Source organism: Sphingomonas pruni NBRC 15498, from assembly GCF_001598455.1.
GTDB classification, from domain to species: domain Bacteria; phylum Pseudomonadota; class Alphaproteobacteria; order Sphingomonadales; family Sphingomonadaceae; genus Sphingomonas; species Sphingomonas pruni.
In genome coordinates, this window is sequence record NZ_BCYZ01000006.1 from 39123 (window position 1) to 65529 (window position 26407).

Annotated in this window: 28 protein-coding genes; 20 read left to right on the forward strand and 8 right to left on the reverse strand. The window is 64.0% G+C overall.

Translation table 11 applies throughout. The features are described from left to right. Positions 1–169: 169 nt before the first annotated feature. The 3 genes from SPR01S_RS21410 to SPR01S_RS02600 all read left to right on the forward strand — a co-directional run bounded on the left by SPR01S_RS21410 (position 170) and on the right by SPR01S_RS02600 (position 1679). A complete protein-coding gene (locus SPR01S_RS21410; RefSeq protein WP_157081877.1) occupies positions 170–313 on the forward strand; it encodes a hypothetical protein in 144 nt (47 codons plus the stop codon). Between the two features lie 66 nt (positions 314–379). Continuing rightward, the gene (locus tag SPR01S_RS02595; protein ID WP_066584493.1) at positions 380–964 is read left to right on the forward strand and encodes an alpha-ketoglutarate-dependent dioxygenase AlkB; all 585 of its coding nucleotides are present in this window, start codon (positions 380–382) and stop codon (positions 962–964) included. 58 nt (positions 965–1022) lie between these two features. Then, entirely contained in the window at positions 1023–1679 is a 657-nt protein-coding gene (locus SPR01S_RS02600) for a DUF2490 domain-containing protein (RefSeq protein WP_084250873.1), read from the forward strand. Between the two features lie 18 nt (positions 1680–1697). Here SPR01S_RS02600 and SPR01S_RS02605 read toward each other — a convergent pair whose 3' ends face one another. Then, the gene (locus SPR01S_RS02605) at positions 1698–3125 is read right to left on the reverse strand and encodes an 8'-apo-carotenoid 13,14-cleaving dioxygenase (RefSeq protein WP_066584496.1); all 1428 of its coding nucleotides are present in this window, start codon (positions 3123–3125) and stop codon (positions 1698–1700) included. Positions 3126–3217: 92 nt separating this feature from the next. Here SPR01S_RS02605 and SPR01S_RS02610 point away from each other — a divergent pair, with 92 nt between their 5' ends. Both SPR01S_RS02610 and SPR01S_RS02615 read left to right on the forward strand, forming a co-directional pair. Then, the gene (locus tag SPR01S_RS02610; protein WP_245661839.1) at positions 3218–3802 is read left to right on the forward strand and encodes a TetR/AcrR family transcriptional regulator; all 585 of its coding nucleotides are present in this window, start codon (positions 3218–3220) and stop codon (positions 3800–3802) included. Then, a complete protein-coding gene (locus SPR01S_RS02615) occupies positions 3799–4809 on the forward strand; it encodes an alpha/beta fold hydrolase (RefSeq protein WP_245661840.1) in 1011 nt (336 codons plus the stop codon). The genes SPR01S_RS02610 and SPR01S_RS02615 overlap by 4 nt, the downstream gene beginning before the upstream one ends. On the opposite strand, the gene rfbB is transcribed toward SPR01S_RS02615, so the two are convergent. Together rfbB and rfbA are read right to left on the reverse strand one after the other, a co-directional pair. Continuing rightward, the gene (rfbB, locus tag SPR01S_RS02620) at positions 4703–5761 is read right to left on the reverse strand and encodes a dTDP-glucose 4,6-dehydratase (protein ID WP_369405255.1); all 1059 of its coding nucleotides are present in this window, start codon (positions 5759–5761) and stop codon (positions 4703–4705) included. The two genes, SPR01S_RS02615 and rfbB, sit on opposite strands and share 107 nt — an antisense overlap. Continuing rightward, positions 5755–6630 carry a glucose-1-phosphate thymidylyltransferase RfbA gene (rfbA, locus tag SPR01S_RS02625; protein ID WP_066584500.1) on the reverse strand — a complete coding sequence of 292 codons (876 nt, stop codon included), beginning with the start codon at positions 6628–6630 and terminating at the stop codon, positions 5755–5757. The genes rfbB and rfbA overlap by 7 nt, the downstream gene beginning before the upstream one ends. A gap of 388 nt (positions 6631–7018) precedes the next feature. Between rfbA and SPR01S_RS02630 the strand changes: the two genes are divergently transcribed. The 4 genes from SPR01S_RS02630 to SPR01S_RS22095 all read left to right on the forward strand — a co-directional run bounded on the left by SPR01S_RS02630 (position 7019) and on the right by SPR01S_RS22095 (position 10476). Continuing rightward, positions 7019–7345 (forward strand): GtrA family protein, encoded by a 327-nt coding sequence (locus tag SPR01S_RS02630; RefSeq protein ID WP_066584502.1) that lies wholly within the window; start codon positions 7019–7021, stop codon positions 7343–7345. An 85-nt stretch (positions 7346–7430) separates the two neighbouring features. Continuing rightward, entirely contained in the window at positions 7431–8546 is a 1116-nt protein-coding gene (locus tag SPR01S_RS02635; protein ID WP_066584503.1) for a DegT/DnrJ/EryC1/StrS family aminotransferase, read from the forward strand. Between the two features lie 32 nt (positions 8547–8578). After that, positions 8579–9529 (forward strand): glycosyltransferase family 2 protein, encoded by a 951-nt coding sequence (locus tag SPR01S_RS02640; RefSeq protein WP_066584505.1) that lies wholly within the window; start codon positions 8579–8581, stop codon positions 9527–9529. Then, the gene (locus tag SPR01S_RS22095) at positions 9526–10476 is read left to right on the forward strand and encodes a WxcM-like domain-containing protein (protein WP_066584508.1); all 951 of its coding nucleotides are present in this window, start codon (positions 9526–9528) and stop codon (positions 10474–10476) included. The genes SPR01S_RS02640 and SPR01S_RS22095 overlap by 4 nt, the downstream gene beginning before the upstream one ends. Positions 10477–10480: 4 nt before the next feature. Here the strand turns inward: SPR01S_RS22095 and SPR01S_RS02650 are convergent, their stop codons facing one another. From SPR01S_RS02650 to SPR01S_RS02670, 5 genes are all read right to left on the reverse strand, one after another. Continuing rightward, entirely contained in the window at positions 10481–11416 is a 936-nt protein-coding gene (locus SPR01S_RS02650) for a D-2-hydroxyacid dehydrogenase (protein ID WP_066584513.1), read from the reverse strand. A 4-nt stretch (positions 11417–11420) separates the two neighbouring features. After that, positions 11421–11870 (reverse strand): TM2 domain-containing protein, encoded by a 450-nt coding sequence (locus tag SPR01S_RS02655; RefSeq protein ID WP_066584517.1) that lies wholly within the window; start codon positions 11868–11870, stop codon positions 11421–11423. A 56-nt stretch (positions 11871–11926) separates the two neighbouring features. Beyond that, on the reverse strand, positions 11927–13375 hold the full coding sequence (cysS, locus tag SPR01S_RS02660; protein WP_066584520.1) for a cysteine--tRNA ligase: 1449 nt from the start codon (positions 13373–13375) through the stop codon (positions 11927–11929). 62 nt (positions 13376–13437) lie between these two features. Further along, a complete protein-coding gene (locus tag SPR01S_RS02665) occupies positions 13438–14247 on the reverse strand; it encodes a hypothetical protein (RefSeq protein ID WP_066584523.1) in 810 nt (269 codons plus the stop codon). Between the two features lie 168 nt (positions 14248–14415). Next, positions 14416–15078 carry a TetR/AcrR family transcriptional regulator gene (locus SPR01S_RS02670; RefSeq protein ID WP_066584526.1) on the reverse strand — a complete coding sequence of 221 codons (663 nt, stop codon included), beginning with the start codon at positions 15076–15078 and terminating at the stop codon, positions 14416–14418. A 97-nt stretch (positions 15079–15175) separates the two neighbouring features. Between SPR01S_RS02670 and SPR01S_RS02675 the strand changes: the two genes are divergently transcribed. The 11 genes from SPR01S_RS02675 (at position 15176) to SPR01S_RS21105 (ending at position 26374) form a co-directional block, all read left to right on the forward strand. Continuing rightward, positions 15176–16345 (forward strand): efflux RND transporter periplasmic adaptor subunit, encoded by a 1170-nt coding sequence (locus tag SPR01S_RS02675; protein WP_066584527.1) that lies wholly within the window; start codon positions 15176–15178, stop codon positions 16343–16345. 6 nt (positions 16346–16351) lie between these two features. Beyond that, entirely contained in the window at positions 16352–19519 is a 3168-nt protein-coding gene (locus SPR01S_RS02680; protein WP_066584530.1) for an efflux RND transporter permease subunit, read from the forward strand. 3 nt (positions 19520–19522) lie between these two features. Next, entirely contained in the window at positions 19523–20950 is a 1428-nt protein-coding gene (locus SPR01S_RS02685; protein ID WP_066584534.1) for an efflux transporter outer membrane subunit, read from the forward strand. A gap of 72 nt (positions 20951–21022) precedes the next feature. Next, entirely contained in the window at positions 21023–21286 is a 264-nt protein-coding gene (locus tag SPR01S_RS02690; RefSeq protein WP_066584537.1) for a hypothetical protein, read from the forward strand. A gap of 154 nt (positions 21287–21440) precedes the next feature. Beyond that, positions 21441–21647 carry a 30S ribosomal protein S21 gene (gene rpsU / locus SPR01S_RS02695; protein WP_056428702.1) on the forward strand — a complete coding sequence of 69 codons (207 nt, stop codon included), beginning with the start codon at positions 21441–21443 and terminating at the stop codon, positions 21645–21647. Positions 21648–21758: 111 nt separating this feature from the next. After that, positions 21759–22403, forward strand: a complete 645-nt coding sequence (locus tag SPR01S_RS02700) for an FKBP-type peptidyl-prolyl cis-trans isomerase (protein WP_066584540.1) — start codon at positions 21759–21761, stop codon at positions 22401–22403. A gap of 10 nt (positions 22404–22413) precedes the next feature. Continuing rightward, positions 22414–23079, forward strand: a complete 666-nt coding sequence (locus SPR01S_RS02705) for an FKBP-type peptidyl-prolyl cis-trans isomerase (RefSeq protein ID WP_084250877.1) — start codon at positions 22414–22416, stop codon at positions 23077–23079. A gap of 9 nt (positions 23080–23088) precedes the next feature. After that, positions 23089–23634, forward strand: a complete 546-nt coding sequence (locus tag SPR01S_RS02710; RefSeq protein ID WP_066584542.1) for an FKBP-type peptidyl-prolyl cis-trans isomerase — start codon at positions 23089–23091, stop codon at positions 23632–23634. A gap of 135 nt (positions 23635–23769) precedes the next feature. Then, positions 23770–25248 (forward strand): cytochrome ubiquinol oxidase subunit I, encoded by a 1479-nt coding sequence (locus tag SPR01S_RS02715; RefSeq protein WP_066584544.1) that lies wholly within the window; start codon positions 23770–23772, stop codon positions 25246–25248. Further along, a complete protein-coding gene (gene cydB / locus SPR01S_RS02720; RefSeq protein WP_066584546.1) occupies positions 25245–26255 on the forward strand; it encodes a cytochrome d ubiquinol oxidase subunit II in 1011 nt (336 codons plus the stop codon). The genes SPR01S_RS02715 and cydB overlap by 4 nt, the downstream gene beginning before the upstream one ends. After that, the gene (locus tag SPR01S_RS21105; protein WP_084250878.1) at positions 26255–26374 is read left to right on the forward strand and encodes a DUF2474 family protein; all 120 of its coding nucleotides are present in this window, start codon (positions 26255–26257) and stop codon (positions 26372–26374) included. The genes cydB and SPR01S_RS21105 overlap by 1 nt, the downstream gene beginning before the upstream one ends. Positions 26375–26407 lie beyond the last annotated feature (33 nt).

Genomic DNA, 26407 nt, shown 5'->3' on the forward strand with positions numbered 1-26407 from the left:
GTCCCATGCGCCGAAACGCCCGATGCCGCAACAAAGGAAAAGTCGATCACGCTGATCGCGCGGCTTTGTGCCGCTCTTCCAATATGGGGAAGATGGGGAGCCACTGGTTATCGTCCATTAACCATGTCGACGCGATTAGGTCCGGATGGTACCGAATGGAGAAGGCGTTATGGCATGGCTTAAAGAAGTCCTCGGCTCGCTGTTCCAAGCCCAGCACCCGGAAAAAGGTCCAGACATCGACCGCATCCGGGAAATGCTCGATTACCTCAAGGATGTGCCCTACGTCCCCGCACCCAGTCGCCCGATTTCCTGAAGCCTTGCAGCGTGCGTCGATCGCGGCATCTCTTGCACGTTCCCCGATTGTTCACATATCGAAAGAGTGACCGCCGACCTATTCGATACACCCGCCGTGCCCGGCTTGGGCGCCCAATCCGACGTCCTCACACGATCCGAGGAGCGCGCGCTGATTGCCGCGATCGACTCCGTCGATATGGCACCGTTTCGTTTCCAGCAATGGACCGGCAAGCGCCTAACCCACAGTTTCGGCTGGCAATATGATTTCCAGTCGGGCGAACTCGGCCGCGGTGCGCCGATGCCCGACTGGCTGCTGCCGATCCGCGACCGTGCCGCGGATGCCGCCGGGCTGGCATCCGACGTGCTCGTCCAGGCGCTGCTGCTGCGCTACGACGCCGGCGCGGGGATCGGCTGGCATCGCGACCGGCCCATCTACGATCAGGTCGTCGGCATCTCGCTGGGTGCTCCTGCGACAATGCGGTTCCGCCGCAAAGCGGGCGAGCGCTGGCGCCGCGTCAATGTGCTGCTCGAGCCGCGCTGCCTCTATCATTTAGCGGGAGAAGTCCGGCACGATTGGGAACACAGCATCGCGCCGATGGATGAGACGCGGTGGTCGATCACTTTCCGGTCCTTCTCCGCCCAAGGCTTGAGGATCGCTACGGCGGCCTGATTGCGACCGCCCAACGCGCAGGGATGCATGTGGCGATCACTTCTGCCATGACACAAAAATGTCATGGAAATGTCATCTGGCGATCGGCGCCTTAGTGCTCATGCTGCTGCCTTCGGCCGCCCAGGCCGATGACGGCCAAATTTGGCTCGGCGCCAACGCCCGCGGTCCAGTCGCTGGCCGGGTGGAACTTGGCGTCGAGACGATCGAACGGTTCGGCCGCGACGACGAAGGCGGTCTCTACGAGAGCGAGAATAGCGCGATGCTCGGCTTTCGCTTCGAGCATGCGACGCTGGCCGCGGGATATGTCCGCGATATCGTCTATCGTGGCGGTGGCGCGGCGATCGAACAGCGTGCGCGTCAAGACTTCAGTGTCGATCACCTCGCTGCGATCGGTCCGCTCGCCATCGGCGCACGGCTGCGGGTAGAGGAACGCTGGCGCGACGGATCGAGCGGGACGGGCGTGCGGATCAGACCGTTCGTCCGGTTGACCTTGCCCGTCACCGGCGAACTGCACCTGCTCGCCAGCCACGAAAGCTTCGTCAATCTGGGCGGGGGCGCCGGCCAGCGCGGCGGCTACGACCGCGCGCGCAACTTCATGGGGTTCGGCGTGCCGCTGACCAAACGGGTCGGCGTCGAGATCGGCTATCTCAACCAATGGACTCGCGCTGCGAGAACGGTCGGCGCGGCGGCGCTAACCCTGGGCTTGCGCTGGTAGGCTCTACGTCCCGTTACCTTAGCCGTTCGCCACCCAATTGCCATGGAAGCCCGGCGGCACGCGGTGCGGGATGCGAATGCTGGCGACGGGCGGCTCAGCGAACCGCGTCGCGTCCAGGATCACCAGATCGGTGGTTTCATGCGGCAGGTCGATGACCAGCCCGACCATCCAGCCGTCGCCTTCCGGGGCCTCGTCACTGCGCGGCACGAACACGAACTCGCCGGGATAACGGCCCTCGCCGAACTCGTGGACCTCGCGGGTGCCGGCTTCGAGATCGTGCTTGTAGAGCCTGGTGGCGCTGATCGCGAAGTCGCCTTCCGGCAGCGCCATCGTATAGGCATAGCGATAGAGCTGGCCGAAAAAGCGCTCGTCGGGACGGGGAAATTCCTGCGGCGCGGCGTCGATCGTGCGGCGATCGACCGTTTTCGCCACCGGATCGATCGTCCAGCGCTCCAGCCCCAGCGACTTGCCCGACGGTCCGCCCGTCGCCTCGGCGAACATCGTTTCATAGACGCAGGCGTCCATCACGACCTTGCCGTCCGGCGCGTCATAGGCGTTGGCGACGTGGAAAATGTAGACCTGCGGGCAATCGACCCAGACGATGTCTTCCGGCTGGCCGGCGCGCGGCAGTAAGCCGACCCGCGCCTGATGCTCGGGGTTCCAGCGATACGGGAAACTGTGTCCGCCGATCAGCGACTTCATCGAAAAGGTGACCGGCAGGTCGAGGATCAGCGCATAAAGATCGGTGATCGCGCAATCGTGGATCGACGGGCCGTGCTCGACCTTGATGCTCAGTTCGCGGGTCACCTTGCCCTCGGGCGATAGCACCACGTGCCGTACCGCGTCGGGATCCATCGCCTCATAGCAGATGGCATGGTGCTCACCGGTCTTCGGGTCGAGATGGGGGTGCGCGGTGAAGCTGCCGGCCAGCGTGTCGTCGAACGGATTATAGGTCTGTTCGTCCAGCGTGTCCGAGAGTTCGACCGGATAGCTTCCCGCCTCGACCAGCGCCCAGGTACGGCCGGCGATGCCGAGCACATTGGTGTTGACCGTGTCGAACCCGCCATGACGCGGCCCGGGGGCGTGCTTCATCCCTGTGTCCGCCTCGACCGTTTTCGATCGGATCCAGCGGTTGCGATACCACAGCGCCTTGCCGTCGCGGAGCGCGATGCCATGGACCATCCCGTCGCCGGTGAACCAGTGATAGCCCTTTGCCTCGGGCTTTGCCGGGTTGGGCCCGATGCGCAGATAGCGGCCATCGAGTTCCGGCGGGATCGTTCCGGTGACGGTGAGGTCCTCTAGCGTGATCTCGCTGTCCATCGGCCGATGGATGCCGGTCAGGAACGGATGATCCTGATCGGGCATGCGCTTGCGGTTGAATTCGGCGACTACGCCGATGCCTTTGGTGACGGTGCCGCGGATTGCATTTTCGATCACGCTCGCCATGACTGGTCTCCGACTCGATGTTTATGGCGTCAACATAAAAGCTATGGTAACAGTGTCAACATGTTTTGGAACGTGACGTGACGGAGCGGGGGGTGAAGGCCAAAACCTCCTATCATCATGGCGATCTGCGCGCGGCGCTGATCGCTGAGGGATTGCGCCTGCTCGCCGATCGCGATGCCGAGGATTTGTCGCTGCGCGAAGTGGCGCGGGGCGTGGGGGTCAGCGCGACCGCGGTCTACCGCCACTTTCCCGACAAGGCGGCGCTGATGGCCGCGCTTGCCGCCCAAGGGCTCGATATGTTGAGCCAGGTGCAGCACACCGCCTATGACGCCGCGGGCGGCGGGGTTGCCGGATTCAACGCGACCGGCGCAGCTTATGTCCGCTTCGCGCTGCTCCACACCGCCTTGTTCCGCCTGATTTTCGCCAATCCGCCGACCGGCAAAGTGGTCGAGCTCGCCGACTCTCCCGACAATGCGATGCGCTTCTTGATGGAGAACGCTGCGAAGCTCGCGCCGCCCGGGATGGAGCCGCGTGTCTTCGCGCTGCAATCCTGGTCGGTGGCACATGGTCTCGCGATGTTGATCATCGATGGGCAATTGCACGTCGACGACAAGACGATCGACGCGGTGATCGATGCGCATATGATGACGTCGAACGCAGAGAGGAAAACCGGATGAAGGCCCAGGCGAACGGCATCGAGATCGAGTATGAGACGTTCGGCGAGCCGAGCGACCCGCCGGTGCTGCTGATCATGGGCCTGGCCGCGCAGCTGACGCGCTGGCCGCTGGAGTTCGTCGAGCACCTCGCCGCTCGGGGCTATTTCGTGATCCGCTACGACAATCGCGATATCGGCCTGTCGACCAAGTTCGACAACGCGCCGGTGCCCGAGCTGCCCGCGCTGATCGGCGCGATGATGACCGGGCAGAATCCGGACGTGCCCTACACGCTCAACGATATGGCGGCGGACGCGGTCGGTCTGCTCGACGCGCTCGACATCGGGCGCGCGCACGTCATGGGAGCATCGATGGGCGGGATGATCGCGCAATTGGTCGCGGCGGAATATCCCGACCGCGTGCTGTCGCTGACGTCGATCATGTCGTCGACCGGAAATCCCAATCTGCCGCCGTCTAAGCCCGAGGCGATGGCGGTGCTGATGTCGCGTCCGACCAGCGGCGAGCGCGAAGCTGTGATCGCGCATGGCGTCCGGACCGACCTGGTTATCGGCAGTCCTGCCTATCCGAGCGATGAAGCCACGATCCGCGCCCGCGTCGAACGCGATTTCGAGCGCATGAATTATCCGGCCGGGCCGGGTCGGCAGCTCGCCGCGGTGGTGGCGAACGGCGATCGTCGCGCGGCGATCGCCACCATCAAGGCGCCGACCATGGTGATCCACGGCGCCGACGACCCGCTGGTCCTGTCGAGTGCGGACGCGATACCGCGGCGACCATCCCCGGCGCGCGGATCACCGAGGTGCCCGGCATGGGCCATAATCTGCCCGACGCGCTTATCCCGACCATCCTCGACGCATTCGAAGACGTGGCAAGACAAACCGTTTCGGTCTGAGCCGGGGATGCTGGTCAGCCGCGCCCTAGTCGCTCGCCGGCGTAACGGCCGCTGCGGATCGGCTCCCACCACCAGCGATTGCCGAGATACCAATCGATCGTCTGTGCCAGCCCGCTGCTGAAATCGTGTTGAGAGCGCCAGCCCAGATCGCGTTCGGCCTTGTCCGGGTCGATCGCATAGCGGCGGTCGTGCCCCGGACGGTCGGTTACGAAAGTGATCAGCGATCGTCGCGGCGGCTGTCCGTCGATGCTCAGCCGCGCGTCGACCAGGTCGCAGATCGCCTCGACAACTTGCAGGTTGGTGCGCTCCTCACGCCCGCCGATATTGTAGCTTTCGCCGATGCGCCCCTTGGTCAGCACCAGTTCGAGCGCGCGGGCATGATCCTCGACGTGCAGCCAGTCGCGGACATTCTCGCCCCGGCCGTAAACCGGCAGCGGCTTGCGGTCGATCGCGTTGAGGATGATGAGCGGGATCAGCTTTTCGGGAAAGTGGAACGGCCCGTAATTGTTCGAGCAGTTCGACAGTACGACCGGCAGTCCATAGGTGTCGTGCCAGGCACGGACGAAATGATCCGACGCGGCCTTCGACGCCGAATAGGGCGAGGATGGCGCATAAGGCGTAGTCTCGGTGAACACGCCGCTGTCGAAGGGAAGGTCGCCGAACACCTCGTCGGTCGAGATGTGGTGGAATCGGAACGTTTCCCGTCGATCGGCGGCCAGGCCCTGCCAATATTCCGTCACCGATGCCAGCAGCCGAACGGTCCCGAGTACGTTGGTGACGACGAAGATTTCCGGGCCGTCGATCGAGCGGTCGACATGGCTCTCGGCGGCGAGATGCATCACGCCATCGACATTCTCCTCGCGAAGCAAGGCGCCGACCAGGTCGCGATCGGCGATATCGCCATGGACGAACCGATAATTCGGGGCATCGGCGACCGACGACAGCGAGGCGAGGTTGCCGGCATAGGTCAGCTTGTCGAGGTTAACGACGCGCGTGCCGGTGCTGACCAGCAGCCGCACCACAGCCGACCCGATAAATCCGGCGCCGCCGGTGACGAGGATAGTTCTCACCAATCGGTGCTCGCGCGGCGGCGAAGATAGGTCGCGTAATCAGTCTTACCGAGCAGGTCGGCGCGCTTCAGCATTGCGTCGGCATCGATCCAGCCCATGTCGAACGCGATCTCTTCAGGACAGGCGATCTTGATCCCCTGGCGATGTTCGATCGTCCGCACGAACGACCCGGCGTCATGCAGGCTGTCGTGCGTCCCCGTATCGAGCCAGGCATAGCCGCGACCGAGTTGTACGACCGACAAGTCGCCACGTTCGAGATAGACCGTGTTGACGTCGGTGATCTCGAGTTCGCCACGCGCGGAGGGGCGGATCGACCGCGCGATCTCGGTGATGTCGCTGTCGTAATAATAAAGCCCGGTTACCGCCCAGCGCGATTGCGGCCTGGCCGGCTTCTCCTCAATGCCGATCGCGCGTTTGGTTGCGGCATTGAAGGTCACCACGCCGTAACGCTCCGGATCCTCTACCTGATAGGCGAACACGGTTGCGCCGCGTTCGCGTTCGCTCGCGGATTTGCATAGCGCGCCGAGTCCCGAGCCATGGAAGATGTTGTCACCTAGGATCAACGCCGCCGGGCCGCCGGCTACGAAATCGGCACCGATGACAAATGCCTCTGCCAACCCCTTGGGCTGCGGTTGTTCGGCATAGCCCAGATTGATGCCGAACGCCGACCCGTCACCGAGCAAATGCCGGAACAAAGGCAGATCCCGGGCTGTCGAGATGATGAGGATGTCGCGGATCCCGCCGATCATCAGCGTCGAGATCGGATGATAGATCATCGGCTTGTCGAACACCGGCAGCATCTGTTTCGACACCGCGAGCGTTGCTGGGAATAGCCGCGAACCAGATCCCCCCGCGAGAATGATTCCCTTCATATGACCGGCGATATCTGCGTGGGTGAGGAGTTACAAGTTGATCCGCCGATGGCGGACGACCCTGCTACACCAGAGTGCTGCACCGCTCTGTCGACGTTGCGCGGGACATGGATTAGCTTTACCCCGCGTTGCGGGGATCAACGGCGCCGGCTGGCCGATGAGGCGGAGGACGAATTCACATGCCATTTTGGAGCGGTCGATACGCGCTGTTAGACTCCAATGTTGGCTGTGAGGATATGAAGCGTTAGCGCGGCAGTTTGGCGTGTCCCCTCCACGCCCGCAATTTTCGCAGAGCCTATTTAGCATGTCACAAGATAGACGCGATGGGGGTGAGTTCCGTCTGCCAATCGGTAGGGCAGATATCTGGCAGGCGAGCCGCTTCCTCGCGGTGGGCGTCCTCAACACGGCATTCGGATATGTAGTCTTCGCCGCCGGCATCCTCGCGGGACTGCCGAGCGGAATTGCGCTGGCGATAGCGATGGTGATCGGCGTGATGTTCAATTTCTTCACTCTCGGGCGCCTGGTATTCGACAGCCGCGATCCGACCCGGTTGCCGCGGTTCGTGGCGGTTTATGCGCTGACCTATGTTGTGAACCTGATGTTGCTGAGGCTGGTGGAAGGGGCGGGCCTCGGCCCGTTGTTAGCGCAGCTCGCATGTCTGCCCGTAACCGTTAGCCTCACCTTCGTCCTGATGCGCTTTCTGGTGTTTCGATGAACGGCGTTCGCATCGACACCACACCCTATTCCGTGCGGCAAGCGCGGTTGGCGGTCGAGGTGATCGGCTTGCTGGGCACCGTTCAATGACATCGATTCCGATGAACAATCTGCGCCGGCGCTATCTCCGTCACGAGGCCGACCTGTTGCGCATTTCGCGCGATGTGCTGGCCTCGGGCAATTGGATCAGCGGACCCCACAACGCCGCTTTCTGCCGAGAATTCGCCGCGGCGACCAGCGTCGCGTATTGCATTGGCGTTGGCAATGGCAGCGACGCGCTGGAGATCGCGTTGCGTTGCGTGGTCACCGATCCGGCGCGACGCGAAGTGGTGACGGTCGCCAATGCCGGCGGCTACACGACGACGGCGTGCCGGCTGATCGGATTGACGCCGGTCTATGTTGATGTTGTCGAGGCCTCGCAATTGGTAGCGATCGATCAAACGGTCGCGGCGGTCGGGCCCGCGACCGGAGCCGTCGTCGTTACCCATCTTTACGGCGGACTGGTCGACGTTCCGGCTTTGCGCGCGGCATTGCGCAGCGCGGGATTCAGCGGCGTACCGATCATCGAAGATTGCGCGCAGGCACACGGGCTGCGCGGCTGTGGGGCCGGAGCTGGGGCCTTTGGCGATCTGGCGACGTTCAGCTTTTACCCGACCAAGAATCTTGGCGGGCTGGGCGACGGCGGCGCGATCTTGACCAATGACGCCGCGCTTGCCGCACAAGTCGCCCGCCTGCGGATGTACGGATGGGATGGTAAATATGACGTCGTAACAAACGGTGGCCGCAACTCGCGGCTTGACGAGTTACAGGCGGCGTTCCTAGCGGCAATGTTGTCGCATCTTGAAGCAGACAATGAACGGCGGCTGTCGATCATCGACGCCTATCGCGCGGCGGGCACAGACGGCATCGAATGGGTGTCGAGCCCGCACGGCAATGTCGGCCATCTTGCCGTGGTCCTTACCAACGACCGCGATCGATTGGCCAAACATCTGAACGCACGGGGCGTGGCGACTGCTATCCACTTTCCGATCCTCGATTGCGATCAGACGGGGTGGGCGGGCGCGGTACAGCGCATCGGGCCAGCAGGGATCGACGTCAGCCGCAGGTCGGTGAAACGCATTCTCAGCGTGCCGTGTTTCCCGGAAATGTCCGACGACGAGATCGCACACGTGTGCGACGCATTAGGATCCTATTCGGCATGAGTACGCAGCCTATCGACGAACGGAGAACGCCCATGGCGGCTCCATCGCGCTCGTTGGTCATTCCGGTCTATCTTAACGAGGACAATATCCCCTCGTTGTTGGCGGCCCTCACCGAAATGCACCGCGCGCTCGACCGCGATCTGGAAGTCGTCTTCGTCGTCGATGGCTCTCCCGACGCGTCGGGTGAACTTCTCGTCCGCGCGCAAGCGAGTATGCCGTTTCCCGCGCGCGTCATCTTTCACAGTCGTAATTTCGGAGCATTCACTGCTATTCGCACCGGGCTCGAACATGCGTCTGGTCGGCTGTTCGCCGTAATGGCGGCCGATCTGCAGGAGCCGCCCGAGTTGATCGTTCGGTTCTTCGAGGCGCTGGAAGCCGACGAATGCGATATCGTATTCGGTCAGCGCGTGAAGCGAAACGATGCACCGGTGCGGGATGCCTTGTCGCGCACCTTCTGGTGGCTGTATCGCAAGCTGGTGATATCGGGCGTGCCGCGCGGTGGGGTGGATATCTTCGCCTGCAATCGTGCCGCGCGCGAGGAACTGCTTGCGATCGAGGAGCCCAACAGTTCGTTGATCGCGCAACTGTTCTGGATCGGTTTCCGTCGGTCGTTCGTCACCTACGAGCGCCGCCCGCGTGAGATCGGCACAAGCGCGTGGGGAGTAGGCCGCCGATTGCGCTACATGATGGACAGTATCTTCTCGTTCACCGACCTCCCGATCATCCTGGTGCTGTGGGTCGGCGTCATCGGCGTGCTGGTCAGTCTGGTGTTCGGCATCGGCGTGGCGATCGCGCGATTGACGGGAGAAATCACCGAGCCGGGCTATACGACGCTGGCCCTGCTCATCACATTCTTCGGGTCCGCGGTGCTGGCGGTGCAGGGGATCATCGGATCCTATCTGTGGCGGACTTTCGAGAACACCAAGCGGCGTCCGCTGCGCATCGTCGCGCGGATCGTCGATGGTGGCGGGACAGATCTATGACCAGCGACGCACCTCCTTTCGTTCATCCGGCAGGGTTGTGCGAAAGCACGCACGTGGGCAGCGGCACGCGCGTCTGGGCGTTCGCACATGTATTACCAGGCGCCCGGATCGGTCGCGACTGTAATGTCTGCGATCACGTTTTCATCGAGAATGACGTCGTCGTCGGCGATGCCGTGACAATCAAATGCGGCGTTCAATTGTGGGACGGACTACGCATCGGCGACAACGTATTCATCGGCCCAAACGCGACCTTCACCAACGACCTTCACCCGAGATCGAAACAATATCCCGAGACTTTCGCCGAAACAGTGATCGGCGACGGCGCATCGATCGGTGCCAATGCGACGATCCTGCCCGGTATCCGCATCGGCCGCGGGGCGATGGTCGGGGCGGGCGCGGTGGTGACAAGGGACGTTCCCGCCCATGCGACGGTAGTCGGTAATCCGGCGAGGGTGATAAAGCGGGGCGAGGTACGGCCTGCTTCCGACAGGATGGTTCGGGGCGGGGTGCTGGGCCAGGCCATGGGCTCGAGGCTCGATCTTCCGGTAAAGGGCTGCTTCGTCGAGCGTTTGCCGCACTTCGTCGATTCGCGTGGGAGCTTGGTGCCGCTTGAGGCGGGCAAGGGCGTCCCGTTCACCCCGCAGCGGCTATTCCTGGTCAACGACGTGCCGGGAAGCAGCATCCGCGGCGAACACGCGCATCGCGCCTGCGAACAGTTTATGATCGCGGCGCACGGTGCACTGTCGGTGTCGATCGACGACGGTGCGACCCGCGCCGAGATTCGGCTCGATGATCCGACAATCGGTTTGTACCTCGCGCCGATGACATGGGGGACGCAATACGATTTCAGCCCGGACGGCGTGTTGCTGGTCGCGGCGTCGCACACCTATGACGCCGACGACTACATCCGCGACTACGACCTGTTCATCAGCGAAGCGGGACGTTGAACCCTCAATAGCCCAGCACCAGGTCGACCACATTTTCCATCGGCCGATCATTCAGAAACGCGTCCAGGTTGCGGAGGAACAGTGCCGCGGCGCGGGGGAACATCTTGGTCTGGCTGCGGCCCGAGAGGTGCATCGTGATGATACAATTGGGCGCCGACCATAAGGGATGATCGGCCGGCAGCGGTTCGGGATGCGTGGGATCGAGGAACGCGCCGGCGATATTGCGCCCGTGGAGCGCGGCAAGCAGCGCTTCCTCGTCGATCATGTCGCCGCGCGCGATATTGATCAGCCAGGCCGACGGCTTCATCCGCGCGAGTTCGGCCGGGCCGACCATCGCCTTGGTCTCGTCGGTCGAGGGCGCGGCGAGGATCACCCAATCGAAATGACCTAGCCGTTCCTGCCACTGGTCGGGCGTCAGCGTGCCGTCCCGGCCCGACCGTGTGACGCCCGTCACCTCGACACCGAACGCTTCCAGGCGCGCTGCGATCAATGTGCCGATCGCGCCCATGCCGACGATCAGCGCTTTGGTCTCGAACAACTCGACCTTGCCCGGCGCGTCCTTCGGCCATTCGTGACGGTCCTGCGCACGAACCACTTCGTCGAAGCGCTTGGCCGCGACCAGCACGCCCATCACCGCATATTCGGCGACCGCGAGCGCGTTGATGCCGACGCCGTTGGTCAGCATCGTCCCATGCTCGCGCATCCGGTCGAGCGGGAAGGCATCGAGCCCGGCATAGATGGTCGACACCCATTTCAGCCGCTCGCCATGGCGGATCGCTTCCGCGGTCAGGCTGGTCGGCTGCATGTCGACCCAGGCGATGTCGGCATCGGCGATCATCGCATTGGCCTCGGCCGGCGACGCGAACCATGCAACGTCGAGGCCGGCCGGCAATTGCGGCTCAAGCAGCGGTCGCGCCAAGGCGGGCAGAACGGCCTTCATGCGTTCAGAACCACGATTGATTGCCCTGGACGTAGCGCCGCTGGAACTCGGCATCGTCGATCACGAGGTAAATGATGAATTCGATGAACGCGATGGTCGCGGTGATCAGGCCGGGCAACACGAGCAGCCAACCGATCGTCCCGCACAACAGCATCGTCACCGCCGCGCCGGTCTTGTTGAGGTAGAATTTATGCGCGCCGAAACAGCCGAGGAAAAAGGCGAGCAAGGCCGCCGCGACCTTGTCCTTCGGCGCCACTCCGGCAACGCCCGAACCGTGCAGGACATAGATGTTGCCGGCTCGGTCGGTGGTCGCTTCGAAATCGACGACTTGGCCGCGCGCCGGCCAATAGCTTTCGCGCCAGTCGGGCCGTGTGAAGGTGTAACGCTGCCCATCCTCGCCCGAAATCTGCCCTTGGCTCGCCGAATTATCCCAACCCAGCACGCGTCCCCGCATCGCCCGTCCCCGATTCTGATTGTCCGGCGCGGAGATTAGCCGCCTGGCGCGGGCTTTCAAGCGAGCGTTGGTCGCCAATCCCAGCCGAGCGGGTCGCCGTCCATGACCTCTACCCCCGAAGCGGCGAGCTTGTCGCGGATCGCATCGGAGCGGGCAAAGTCCTTGGCAGCGCGGGCGTCGCGACGTTCGCCGAGCCGTGCGGCGATCTCGGCCTCGGTGATGGTCGCGGCCGCTGGGCGCACGCGCAGGTCCTCGCGCCTGAGGCCAGCGAGATCGAGTCCCAATACCGCATCGAAATCGGCGAGTGCGGCGAGGCGATCGGCCGGCGCTATGGACTTGTCGCCGAGCAACTCGTCGAGGACGACCAGTGCCTTGGGCGTGTTGAGATCGTCCGACACCGCTTCGTCGAGCCGTTCGCGATAGCCCAGCGTCGACTTGGCCGAGGGTGCGGGGGGACGGTCGCGGAGTTGAGCGACGGTGATCGCCAGGCGCTTCAGCCGGGTGAGTGCTGCGGCGAGATTCTCCTCGCTGAACTCGAGCTCCGACCGGTAGTGCGCCGACAGGCACATCAGGCGATAGGCGAGCGGATGAACGCCGGCGTCGATCAGCTTCTGCAGCGTCCGGAAATCGCCCGACGACTTGGACATCTTGCCCGCGCGTTCGACGAGGAAATTGTTGTGCATCCACCAGCGCGCGCCGGTGAAGTCCGGTTGCTCGGGACAATCGCAATAGGCCTGGTTCTGCGCGATCTCGTTCGGGTGGTGGATCTCGCGATGGTCGATCCCGCCGGTATGGATGTCGAACGGCGAGCCGAGATATTTCTCGCTCATCACCGAGCATTCGAGATGCCAGCCCGGCGCGCCACGGCCCCAGGGCGAATCCCATTCCATCTGGCGGTTCTCGCCCGGCGCCGACGTGCGCCAGATCGCGAAGTCCTGCGGATGACGCTTGCCCTCGACAGTGTCGATCCGGCCTTCGCGGACATCCTCCTGCACGCCCGCCAGCCGGCCGTAATCGGGCACCGTGGAGACGTCGAAATAGAGCCCGCTATCGAGTTGATAGCAATGTTTCGCCGCGATCTTCTCGCCGAAGGCGATCATCTCCTGGATGTGGTCGGTGGCGACCGACCAGCGTGACGGCTCGCGGACGTTGAGGTCCTTTAGGTTCTGTTTGAACGCCGCGGTATAATGCGCCGCGATGTCCCAGATGCTGGTCGCGTTCTTGCGCGCCGCCGCTTCCATCTTGTCGTCGCCGGCATCGGCGTCGCTGGTCAGATGGCCGACATCGGTGATGTTGATGACATGGGTGAGCGGATAGCCTTTCCACGTCAGCACGCGGCTCAGCGTATCGGTGAACACATAAGCGCGCAGATTGCCGATATGGGCGTAATTATAGACCGTGGGGCCGCACGAATAGACGCGGATATTGGCGGGATCGATCGGCTCGAAACGCTCGAGCGAGCGCGACAGGCTGTTGTAGAGTGTGAGTGGGGCGCCATGCGACATGCGCGGGGCTTAGCGGGGCGGGCAGGGGGCCGCAACCGGAGCGGCGTGCGGCCGAGGCGCGCCTAAATCTGGTGCGTTGGCGCGGGTGTGCCGTCGGACCATGTGCAGGCTCCCAGCAGTAGAACCGACAAGGGCGGGAGGGCAGCGGTTTCGGCTGCGTGGTCCGGTGTCGCGAACCGGTAATTGCCGCCGAAGACGGGCGAACCGGGCGCGTTGGCGCCCCAAGTGTCGCCGTCCTTGAAGGGGATGAAGAACATGACGTGCGCCATATCGTGGTCACCGTCATCGGACAGGTAAGAGGATTTCGACATCATGTACGACATCGCGCCCGGCGCCAGCGGCGGGATCTCCTTGGTGCGCAGTGCGGTTTTGATGCGCTCCATGATTTCAGCATCGGTCCGGCCGGCGAGCGTCATGGCAGTACGGAGTTTGGCGAGCGGCGCGATCGAACGGGCTGCCTGCGGATTCTGGCATTCCGCGGCGCGGATTTTTGGGTTCCAACGTTCGGGCCAATCCGGCGCGCCGCTGAAACTGCGGGATACCATGCAGACGAAGCCGTTGGAGCCGGTGACTGCGGTTTCATAGCCGGAGCGCGTCAGGACCAGGATGGTCGCGTCCTTGGAAATCGATTCGGGCGCCGCGCTCCTTGCCAGGGCAATCTCCTGATTACGGTCCATGAGGTAGGCGTCGACAGGCGCCATGCGGGGATAGGATGTTTTCTGATCCGCTGCGGTGCCCGCCGACACGGCGAACAACGCGGGCGCGGTGATCGTCAGCATGGCCGCGAGCCTGCCCAGCGATCTCGCCATCTTCTTCGCGGTCGCCTTTAACCAGCCGCGTCCATTGTCGCCGGCGGCGTTCGGGAATCTCATTACACGCATCGTCCTGCCTCCTCGTCGATGCCGCCCCTGGGGGAGCGGCATTCGAACGACGAGCGAAGCAGGCGAAAATCGACACTGTCGTCGGAATTTTTTATTCGATGCGTTGACGCCAGTCGTAATATTGCTTGGTCTGACTGATCGGCAATGGGCAGGCCGTCGTTAGGCCGACAGGCGGGAGCTACCCTCCGTATCGCGGACCAGTTCGAGTTCGCGACTGACGATCCCCTGCAACCGCTCGCACAGGGGAAGATAATCGCGGCCCCGCTGCGCTTCCATGACGATCGTCTGGCAAAGGCCGCCGCCCAGTGTCAGGATCAGGTCGGCGAGTTCGGACCGGGCCGTTTCGCGGTCCTCCCCGGGTGCCCATGCCGCCAGCGCGGCCGTCAGCGCGCTCTTCACGCTCGCGCTGATGTCCTCCTGCAGCCGCGCGACGCGTGGATTGCGCGACGATTCTGCCATGATCTCCGGCATCAACCGATAGCCTTCGATGTCCTCGTCGCAGGAAACGAAGGCCAGGATCCATTCGCGGATCGCCGCCATGTCGCCGGCGTCGATCGCGCGTTGCAGCGTGGCTTCGTCGAGGAATTGGGAGAGGTCGCGAAACGCGATCGCGGCGATGATATCCTCCTTCGAGGAGAAATCGCGATAGATCTGGCCGACCTTGATTCCCGATGCGACCGCGATCTGCGCCACGCCGGTCCCGTGGAATCCGTTCTGGATGAACAAGCGGCGCGAGGTGTCGAGAATGAGTTGCCGGCGCTCCGCCGCCCGTCCGGCGGTGGCGGTGGGCAACAGGCCCCAGCAGTCCAACATCGTCGACATTCTTCAATCCTCGGCTTGACTTACATCAGTTGTTCGCAGTAGCAGCATTTTTTGTGAGTGAACGTTCACTCACACAGCATATATCAATGGGGTCGGTATGTCACTAATCCGCAACGCGCTCCCCGCGATCGCGCTCGTGTCGCTTGCCGCTTGCGGACAGGGTGCGCAGCAGCCCCCGGGACAGGGCGCGCCGCCGGTCGGATATGTGATCGTGAAGGAGCAGCCGGTGACGCTGACCACCGAGCTTCCTGGCCGTACCACGGCCTACGAAACGTCGGACGTGCGGCCGCAGGTCAATGGCATCATCCTCGCCCGGTTGTTCCAGGAAGGCGACATGGTCAGCAAGGGCCAGGCGCTCTACCGGATCGACCCGGCGCCCTATCAGGCCCAGGTCGCCAATGCCCGCGCGGCGCTGGCCAAGGCGCAAGCGGCGATCGCCTCGAGCGCCGCGCTCTCGCGTCGTTACGGCGAACTCGTCAAGATCAACGCGATTTCGCGCCAGGATTACGAGAACGCGCTGACCAGTGCCGCCCAGGCGCGCGCCGATGTCGCCGCGCAGCAGGCGGCACTGCGCAGCGCGACGATCGATCTCGCCCGCACCACCATTCGCGCGCCGATCAGCGGGCGGATCGGCCGGTCGATCTATACCACCGGTGCGCTGGTCACCGCGTCGCAGGCCGATGCGCTGACCACCATCTCGCGGCTCGATCCCATATATGTCGACATCCAGCAATCAAGCGCCGACCTGCTCAAACTCAGGCAGCAAATCCTGTCGGGCCAGGTGGCGAGCGAAGGGCAGGCGCGCGTCAAGCTGAAGCTGGAGGACGGCTCGATCTATGGGCCCGAAGGCACGCTGCGCTTTGCCGACGTGACGGTCGATCCCAATACCGGGTCGCAGACCATCCGCGCGCAATTCGCCAATCCCAACGGGCTGTTGCAGCCGGGCATGTATGTCCGCGCGCAACTGGCTCAGGGAACCCAGCTGCAGGGCATGCTGGTGCCGCAGCGCGGAGTAGGCCGCGACGAGCGTGGCAATGCGACCGCTCTGCTCGTCGGTCAGGGTAACAAGGTCGAGCCGCGCGTGATCAAGACCGAGCGGGTGATCGGCGATGCCTGGCTCGTCACCAGTGGGCTCAAGCCCGGCGACAAGGTGATCGTCGAGGGCGCGATGATGCTGCGTCCCGGCATGCCGGTCACACCGCAGCCGTGGAATCCCAACGCCAAGCCCGCTGCGCCGCAGCAGCCGGGCCAGGCCCAGGCGAAGTAACCCTCCATGTCCCGTTTCTTCATCGACCGGCCGATCTTCGCCTGGGTGATCGCGATCGTCCTGATGCTGGCCGGCATCATCGCGATCCGGTCGTTGCCGATCGCGCAATTTCCCAGCATCGCGCCGCCGGCGATCTCGATCACCGCGACCTATCCGGGCGCGGACGCGCAGACGCTGGAAAATACGACGACCCAGATCATCGAGCAGCAGATGAAGGGGTTGGACCACCTTCGCTATTTCTCGTCCTCGTCCTCCTCGGCCGGTACCGTCACCGTCACGCTGACCTTCGAACAGGGGACCAATCCCGACATCGCGCAGGTCCAGGTCCAGAACAAGCTGCAGGCGGCGACGCCGCTCCTGCCGCAGGAAGTCCAGCAGCAGGGCATCCAGGTCGCCAAGGCGACCCAGAACTTCCTGATGTTCATCGGCCTCTATTCGGAAAATGGCGCACATGACGGCAAGGACCTTGCCGATATCGTCGCCACCAAGGTGCAGGATCCGCTCAGCCGGGTGAACGGCGTCGGCGATACGCAATTGTTCGGCTCGCAATATGCGATGCGAATCTGGGTCGATCCGCTCAAGCTCAACAATTACGCGCTGACGATGACCGATGTGATGACCGCGGTCCGCGCCCAGAACGCGCAGGTCTCGGCCGGCCAGGTCGGCGGGTTGCCGGCGCCCAAGGAGCAGATGCTCAACGCGACCGTTTCGGTCCAGTCGCGCCTGAACACGCCCGAGCAATTCGCGCAGATCCGGCTGAAGAGCAGCGCCGACGGATCGGTGGTGCGGCTGGGCGATGTCGCGCGGGTCGAATTGGGCGCCGAGAATTACGGGTTCGACGCGCAATATAACGGCAAGCCGGCGACCGGTATCGGCATCAAGCTGGCGCCGGGCGCCAATGCGCTCAGCACGGTCGAAGCGGTGAAGGCGAAGGTCGACGAGGTCGCCAAGCAATTCCCGTCCGACGTGAAGGTCATCTACCCCTATGACACCACGCCGTTCGTACGGTTGTCGGTGGAGCATGTCGTCGAGACTTTGGTCGAGGCGGTGGTCCTCGTCTTCCTGGTGATGTTCCTGTTCCTCCAGAACTTTCGTGCCACGCTGATCCCGACGATCGCCGTGCCGGTCGTGCTGCTGGGGACCTTCGGGGTGATGGCGCTGACCGGGTTCAGCATCAACACGCTGACTTTGTTCGGTATGGTGCTGGCGATCGGCCTGCTGGTCGACGACGCGATCGTCGTGGTCGAGAATGTCGAGCGCCTGATTACAACCGAGGGGCTCAGTCCCAAGGACGCCGCGCGCAAGTCGATGGATGAGATCAGCAGCGCGCTGGTCGGGATCGGCCTGGTCCTGTCGGCAGTGTTCCTGCCGATGGCGTTCTTCGGCGGGTCGACCGGCGTGATCTATCGCCAGTTCTCGCTGACGATCGTGTCGGCAATGGCTTTGTCGGTGATGGTCGCGTTGATCCTGACGCCCGCTTTATGCGCGACCATCCTGAAGCCGCACGACCCGAGCAAGGCGACAGGCGATGGCCTGCTGGCCCGCTTTTTCCGCTGGTTCAACGACAAGTTCGAACGCGGCCAGGTCCGGTACGAAAAAGGCGTGCGCTCTACCGCGCGCGGCTGGAAGCGCTCTATGCTGATCTACGCGCTCGTCGTGATCGGCATGGGGCTGCTGTTCTGGCGCTTGCCGACCGGCTTCCTGCCCGACGAAGACCAGGGCTATGTCATCGCCATCGTTCAGGGACCGTCGGGCGCGACCACCAGCCGCACCGCCAAGGGTCTCGACCTGGTCCGAAACCATTTCCTGCAGGACGAGAAGGCAAACGTCCAAGGCGTCTTCACCGTCAATGGCTTCAGCTTCGCCGGCGCCGGTCAGAATAGCGGCATCGCCTGGATCCCGCTCAAGCCCTGGTCGGAACGCAAGGGCGGGCAGAACAGTGCTGCGGCCATTTCCGGCCGGGCGATGGGGACCTTCTCGCAATATAAGGACGGGATGATCTTCGCGATCGTGCCGCCCGCGGTATCCGAACTCGGCAACGCGACCGGCTTCGACCTGCAGTTGGTCGATACCGGAGCGATCGGCCATGACCGGCTGATCCAGGCCCGCAACATGATGCTGGGCATGGCGTCGCAGGATAAAAGGCTGGTCGGCGTGCGGCCGAACTCGTTGGAGGACGCGCCGCAGCTCAAGGTGGATATCGATCAGGACAAGGCGCGTGCGCTCGGGCTCGATCTCGGCGAGGTGAACTCGACCATCTCCGCGGCATGGGGCGGCGCCTATATCAACGACTTCATCGACCGCGGCCGCGTGAAGCGCGTCTATATCCAGGCCGACGCGCCGTTCCGGCTCAAGCCCGAAGATATCGGCAGCTTCTACGTGCGTTCCAACAACGGCCAGATGGCGCCCTATACCGCTTTCTCGACGTTGGACTGGGCGCAGGCGCCGGTGCAGCTGACGCGCTATAACGGTCAGCCGGCGATCGAAATCCAGGGGGCGCCCGCGCCCGGCGTGGCGTCTGGCGCGGCGATGAAGGCGATGGAAGCCATCCATGCCAAGCTGCCTCCCGGCACCGCGCTCGAATGGACCGGTCTGTCCTATGAAGAGCGGCTGTCGGGCGGGCAGGCGCCGGCGCTCTATGCATTGTCGCTGCTGATCGTGTTCCTGTGCCTTGCCGCGCTGTACGAAAGTTGGTCGGTGCCGATCTCGGTGCTGCTGGTCGTACCGCTCGGCGTTCTCGGTGCGTTGCTTGCCGCGACCATCACCGGGCTCAACAACGACATCTATCTTCAGGTCGGCCTGATCACGACGATCGGCGTGTCGGCGAAGAACGCGATCCTGATCGTCGAGTTCGCCGAGGAGAAGATGCGCGACGGACTCGGCGCGTTCGAAGCGGCGGTCGCGGCGGCCAAGCTGCGGCTGCGCCCGATCCTGATGACCAGCTTTGCCTTCGTCTTCGGCGTGTTCCCGCTGGCGATCGCGGCCGGCGCCGGGGCCGGCGGGCAGCATGCCATCGGCCGCGCAGTCGTGGGCGGCATGTTATCTGCCACCATCCTCGCCATCTTCTTCGTGCCGATGTTCTTCGTAGTCGTGCTGCGCCTGTTCGGCCGGCACGGCGAACGCGACACGACAACTGACAGCGATGCCGGTGCGGTCGCGCCGCAGGGAGCCTGATCCGTGACAGTTCGTCCCATCCTCGCCCTCGTGCTTGCCGGCAGCGCGCTGTCCGCTTGCAACCTCGCTCCCAAATATGTCCGGCCCTCAGGCGCCGTTCCGGCCGCGCTGCCGGAAGGTGGTATCTATCCGCGGGCCGCGACCGACGCGCCCGATGTGTCCGCGATTGGCTGGCGCGACTTCTTCACCGACGATCGCCTGCGTCAAGTGATCCAGCTCGGCCTCGACAACAATCGCGATTTGCGCCTGGCCGCGGCGAACGTGCTCCAGGCGCGCGCGCAATATCGCGTCCAGCGCGCCGACATATTGCCCAGCATCAGCGCCAACGGGTCGGCCACCTATACGAACACCGCAGGCGCGGCCGCGAACACCGGGGGTGCAGCCGGCGGCGGTTCGTCGACGGACATCCAGTATTTCCAGGCCAATGTCGGTTTCTCGGCGTTCGAGCTCGACCTGTTCGGACGGCTGCGCAACCTCTCCAAGGCCGCGCTCGAGCAATATTTCGCGACCGAGGAAGCGCAGCGTACGACACGAATCAGCCTGATCGCCGAAATCGCCACGGCCTGGCTGACGCTTGCGTCCGACCAGGAGCAATTGCGGCTGTCGCAGAGCACGCTCAAGACCTTCGAACAGACGCTCGACCTCACGCGCGCGCAATTCCGCATCGGCGTCGCTTCCGAACTCGAATCGCGGCAGGCCGAAACCAATTATCAGGCGGCGCGCAACGATATCGCCACGCTCCAGACCAGGGTCGCGCAGGACCAGAATGCGCTCAATCTGTTGGCCGGGACGACCGTCTCGGCCGACCTGTTGCCGGCGGCGCTTGGCGATGGCCGGGTGACTCGCGACGCCTTGCCCGCCAACCTGTCGTCGGAGGTGCTGTTGCGGCGCCCCGATGTGCTCCAGGCCGAGCATCAGTTGATTGCGCAAAACGCCAATATCGGTGCGGCGCGCGCCGCCTTCTTCCCGCGCATTTCGCTGACCGCGGCGCTGGGAACGATCAGCAGCGGGCTGACCGGGCTGTTCGGGGCGGGGACCGGCACCTACAATGTCGCCCCGTCGGTTGCGCTGCCTCTGTTCGACGCCGGCCGCAACAAGGGCAATCTCGATTACGCCAAGGCGTCGCAACAAGCGGCCGTGGCGACGTATGAGAAGACCATCCAGACCGCGTTCCGCGAAGTTGCCGACGCCTTGGCGCAGCGCGGCACGATCGACGAGCAGGTTTCCGCCCAGACCGCGCGCGCCAATGCCGCGCAGGTCGCGGCCAAATTGTCCGACGAGCGCTATCGCGCGGGCGTCGATAGCTTCCTGGTCGCGCTCGACGCGCAGCGCACCGCCTATGCAGCGGAGCAGCAGCTGGTCACGACGCGGACGAGCCGGGCAAGCAACCTGGTCGAGTTATATCGCGCGCTCGGCGGCGGGCTTCAGTGAACGATTAGACCACCCGCTTGCCTTTTGGCGCAATAAGCATAACCTCTCTTCGAAAATGAGGAGAGGGTGGTGATGAAAGATATCGACCTCGCTACCGAAAACGGCAGCGACAAGACGATGTTGATCCTGCAAAGTCTGTTGTGCGTGTTGCGTGAAAAGAACCTGCTGACGCGGGCGGATATCGAGAATCTGTGCGAGAAAGTGGCCAGCGCGGCCGACGAGGCGCAAAATCCGTTACCCTGCTGCAGCGCGAGCGCGCTGGCAGCGGCCAGCGAGATGGGCAAGATCGGCGACTATATCGGGCGGCGCTACGGCGGAAAGCACCGCCGGAACTGAGTCGGCGCGCCGGACGCACGCTTCACGGCTGTGGCGATCCCGCAACAGCCGACTCGCTTGCCTTTTGCCGAACCCGCTGTTAGGAGCCGCGCACTTCACGCCCGGACTTTGTCTGGGGCGGCCATATCCATTTGATCTGGAGTTGACGGGTTTTATGCAAATCATCGTGCGCGATAACAATGTCGATCAGGCGCTTCGGGCTCTCAAGAAGAAGCTCCAGCGCGAAGGCGTGTATCGCGAGATGAAGCTGCGCCGTCATTACGAGAAGCCCAGCGAGAAGCGTGCGCGCGAGCGTGCCGCCGCCGTTCGCCGCGCGCGCAAGCTCGAGCGCAAGCGGATGGAGCGCGACGGGGCCAAGTAAGGCCTTTATCGTCGTTCGCATGGGGGCTTGCTAGGCGCGGCCCCCGGACCTACCGAGAACAGCGTGTCCCGGCCGCGGTCGTACGCGGCCTATCCGTCGAGGCTTGCTCCCATGTCCGTGACCGCCGTTCCCCTTCAGCCCGTCAAGCGCAGCTATATCTGGCTGCTGTGGATCGGCATCGCCGTCGCGGTGATCGCCGCTTTCCTGCTCGCGCGCCAGGGCGACGATCTGTTCACCAGGTCGCAACGCGGCTGGGGCGTCAAGACGACGTCGTCAGGCCTCAAATACGAAGTGCTCAAGCCGGGCACGGGCGCCTCGCCGACGGACACCGACGTCGCGCTGGTCCAGTATGAAGGCCGCCTGCGTAACGGCAAGGTCTTCGACAAGTCGCAGCAGCCGATGCCGATGCCGGTCAAGGGCGTCGTCCCGGGTTTCAGCGAAGCGCTGAAGCTGATGCACAAGAACGAAAAGATCCGTGTCTGGATTCCCGCGAGCCTTGCTTATGGCGCGCAGGACCAGAAGGATCAGCAGGGCAATGTCGTCCTGCCGGCGAATTCGCCGTTGATGTTCGATATCGAACTCAAGGACTTCCTGCCGCAGTCGGTTGTCGAACAATATCAGCGGCAGATGCAGATGATGAACGGCGGTGGTGCCGGCGGCATGGGCGGTCCCGGTGGGCCGGGCGGCGCGCCTGGCGGTGCCGGTGGTCCGCCCCCGGGCGCTGGCGAAAGCCTCGTCCCTCCTCCAGGACAGTGAACCAATAAACATGGCTGACACGATTGCTCCCAAGGTGCCTGCAAAGGCGCCGCTCGATCCGCGCGCGAAGCGCGTCCTGTGGTTGGGCATCGTGCTCGCCGTGCTGGGCGCCGGTGCGCTGCTATTCAGCATGTTCATGTGGTGGGGCGGCAGCGCGCGCGACTCGCTGTCGATGACGTTCAATTCCTGGGCGCCGGGCGTGAAGACCACCGCGTCTGGCCTGCAATACAAGGTTCTGACGCCGGGCAAGGGCAAGAACCCGACCGACACCGACGTGGCGCTGATCAACTACGAAGGCAAGTTGCTCGACGGCACCACCTTCGACAAGTCGCAGCAACCGACGCCGATGCCGATCAAGGGCGTCGTTCCGGGTTTCAGCGAAGCGCTGAAGCTGATGAGCAAGGGCGCGAAGTTCCGCGTCTGGATCCCCGCCAAGCTAGGTTATGGCGAGAAGGGCGCGGGCCCGATTCCGGCCAATGCGACCCTGGTGTTCGACATCGAACTGATCGACTTCCTGCCACAGGCGGTGATCGACCAATATCAGCAGCAGATGATGCAGAAGATGGGCGGTGCCGGCGGTGCGGGCGGACCTCCCGGCGCCGGTGGCGCCGCTCCGGGCGGCGAGCCTGCTCCGACGGGCAACGTTGCGGCGCCCGCCGCGCCGACCGGCAAGTAGGCGATAGCCATGAGCCTGAGGGTTGCGGCGGCTTGCCTGATCGGCGCGGCATCGATTAGCGCGGCCGTGGCGCCCGTTCTTGCGCACAAAAGGGCACCGGCCGCCAAGCGGACTACAACCGCCAAGCGAACTGCAGCTGCCAAGGCACCGGCGGTGGCGCTGTCGCCCGAGGACGCGTTCCTGGCCAAGAATCGCAAGCTGCGCGGCGTAATCCAGACCGCGTCGGGCATCCAATATCGGGTGATCAAGCCGGCGACCGGGCCGCACCCTGCCGATACTGACGTCGCCTTGGTCAATTACGAGGGCAAGTTGGTCGACGGTACGAGCTTCGACAAATCGACCCAGCCGACGCCGATGCCTGTCGCGGCAGTGGTGCCCGGTTTCAGCGAAGCGCTGAAACTGATGGCCAAGGGCGAGACGCTACGCGTGTGGATCCCGTCGCGGCTGGCTTATGGCGCCGAGGATCAGCGCGATGAGCAAGGCAAGGTCGTCATTCCGGGCAAGTCCACCCTGGTGTTCGACATCGAGCTGATCGACTTTCAACCGCGATCCTGATCCCGGCGGGGCGCGATGCTTCGGCCAGTCAAGCGGAACTGCCCATCCGTTACCGTTGCGCACAAGCCTGGCTGCACATAGCGCACTTGCATTAGACCCGGTCCGGGCGCATCGGCACTGGGCAAGGAGGTGGCGATGACTGCCGCTGAGACTGCCTTGCTGCTAGCCCGGCTTCAGTTCGGGTTTACCGTCAGCTTTCATTTCATTTTCCCCAGCTTTTCGATCGGCTTGGCGAGTTACCTGATGGTGCTCGAAGGGCTGCGGTTGCGCACGGGAAAGCCGGTCTATCTCGACCTTTTCCGGTTCTGGGTGAAGATCTTCGCGGTCGCGTTCGCCATGGGCGTCGTGTCCGGGATCGTCATGTCCTATCAGTTCGGCACCAACTGGTCGGTTTTCTCCGACAAGGCCGGACCGGTGATCGGGCCGCTGATGGCCTATGAAGTGCTGACCGCCTTCTTCCTCGAAGCGGGTTTCCTGGGCGTGATGCTGTTCGGGATGAAGCGCGTGGGGAAGGGCCTGCATTTCGCCGCGACCTGCATGGTTGCGCTCGGCACCTTCATTTCCGCTTTCTGGATCCTAAGCGTCAACAGCTGGATGCAGACGCCGACCGGCTTCGCCATGAATGCGCAGGGGCAGTTCGTCGTCGCCGGATCCTGGGCGGCGGTGATCTTCAACCCCAGCTTTCCGAATCGCTTGGTGCACACAGTGATTGCGGCATACCTGACGACGTCGCTGGTGGTGGGGGCGTGCGGGGCCTGGCATTTGCTCACCGATGCACGGCGCCGCGGCAAAGCCGCGTCGTCGGACGAGCCTGCCGGCTCGCCGGCCGCCGTGACGAGTCCTCATCCTACTGCGTCGGGCGAGGCCGTCCGCACCATGTTCTCGATGGCGATGTGGATGGCCGCTTTGGTCGCGCCGGTGCAAATATTGGCCGGCGATATGCAGGGTCTCAATACGCTCCAGCATCAGCCGGCGAAAGTGCTGGCGATGGAAGGCGATTTCGATCCGAGTCCGAACGGCGCGCCGCTGATCCTGTTCGGCCTGCCCTCCAACGCGGACGGCAAGGTCCATTACAAGGTTGAGATACCCTATGCCGGGTCGCTGATCCTGAAGCACGACCCCCATGCTCCGCTTCAGGGATTGAAGGATTTCCCGCGCGATCAATGGGCGCCGGTGGCAGTCGTTTTCTGGTCGTTCCGCGTGATGGTCGGGCTGGGCTTCGCGATGCTCGGACTGGGACTCTGGAGCCTGGCTGCGCGGACGCGGCGCAAGTTGTACGACTGGAAGTGGCTGCATCGCGCCGCGTTGGTGATGGGGCCGTCGGGCTTCGTCGCGGTGATCGCCGGGTGGATCACGACCGAGGTCGGGCGCCAGCCCTGGACGATTTACGGCCTGCTCAGGACTAGCCAGTCGGCCTCGCCGCTGGCGACGCCGGCTGTCGCAACCTCGCTGGCGGCGTTCGTCGTCGTATACTTCGCGGTATTCGGGATTGGCGTCTGGTACATCCTGAAGCTGATGCAGAAGGGGCCCGGGGCGCACGAAGCCGAATTGTCGGACGCGCCCATCCGGAGCGCCGGCATCACGCCCGTCGCGCAGATGGGAGACGAGGCATGACCGTCGACCCCACGCTCGCTTATATCTGGGCGTTCGTCATCGCCTTCGCCGTCTTCATGTACGTGGTGATGGACGGGTTCGACCTGGGCATCGGTATCCTGTTCCCGGCGTTCGGCGTCGGTGAGGAGCGCGACCAGGCGATGAACGCGATCGCGCCCGTCTGGGACGGTAACGAGACGTGGCTGGTGCTGGGCGGCGGCGGGCTGATGGCGGCCTTCCCGCTCGCCTTCGCGATCCTGATGCCGGCAATGTACCCGCCGATCATCGCGATGTTGCTCGGCCTGGTGTTTCGTGGCGTCGCGTTCGAGTTTCGCTGGCGCGATCCGCGGCACCGCGGATTCTGGGATTTCGCGTTTACGGCAGGATCGGTCACCGCGGCATTGGCGCAGGGGATCGTGCTCGGGGCGCTGCTCCAGGGAGTGAACGTTTCCGGCCGCGCCTATGGCGGCGGCTGGCTCGACTGGCTGTCGCCTTTCTCGCTGCTCACCGGCGTTGGGACGGTCGCGGCTTATGCGCTGCTCGGCAGCTGCTGGCTGATCTTCAAGACCGAGGGCGGGACACAGGCCCACGCCTATCGCCTGGCGAAAATCGCCGGAATCGCCGCGGCTGTGGCGGTGATCGCGGTGAGCGCCGCGACGCCCTTCCTCGATCATCTTTATTACCGGCGCTGGTTCACCTTCCCGAACGTGCTGGTTGCGGCTCAAGTGCCGTTGCTGGTGGCGGTCTTGTCGCTCGTCTTTTGGTGGGCGTTGCTCAGGAAGAAGGAGTTGTTGCCCTTCCTGCTGACGCTCGCCCTCTACTTGCTCTGCTTCATCGGGCTGGGGATCAGCATGTTTCCCGACATCGTGCCGGGATCGGTGTCGATCGTGCAGGCGGCATCGCCGGCGATCAGCCAGACCTTCATGCTGATCGGCACCGTTATCATGGTGCCCCTGATCCTGGCGTACACCGGCTGGTCGTACTGGGTGTTCCGCGGCAAGGTCGGCGAATCGGGCGGTTATCATTGATGGCCGAAGACGCCGGTCCATTGTGGAAGCGACTCTGCTGGATGGCGGCGATCTGGACGGCTAGCGTCGGGGCGCTGGCGGTTGTCGCGATGGCGATTCGTGCGGTGCTTCACGCTTGATCGCCTGCGGTTGCTGGGCCAGTGAAGCGACAC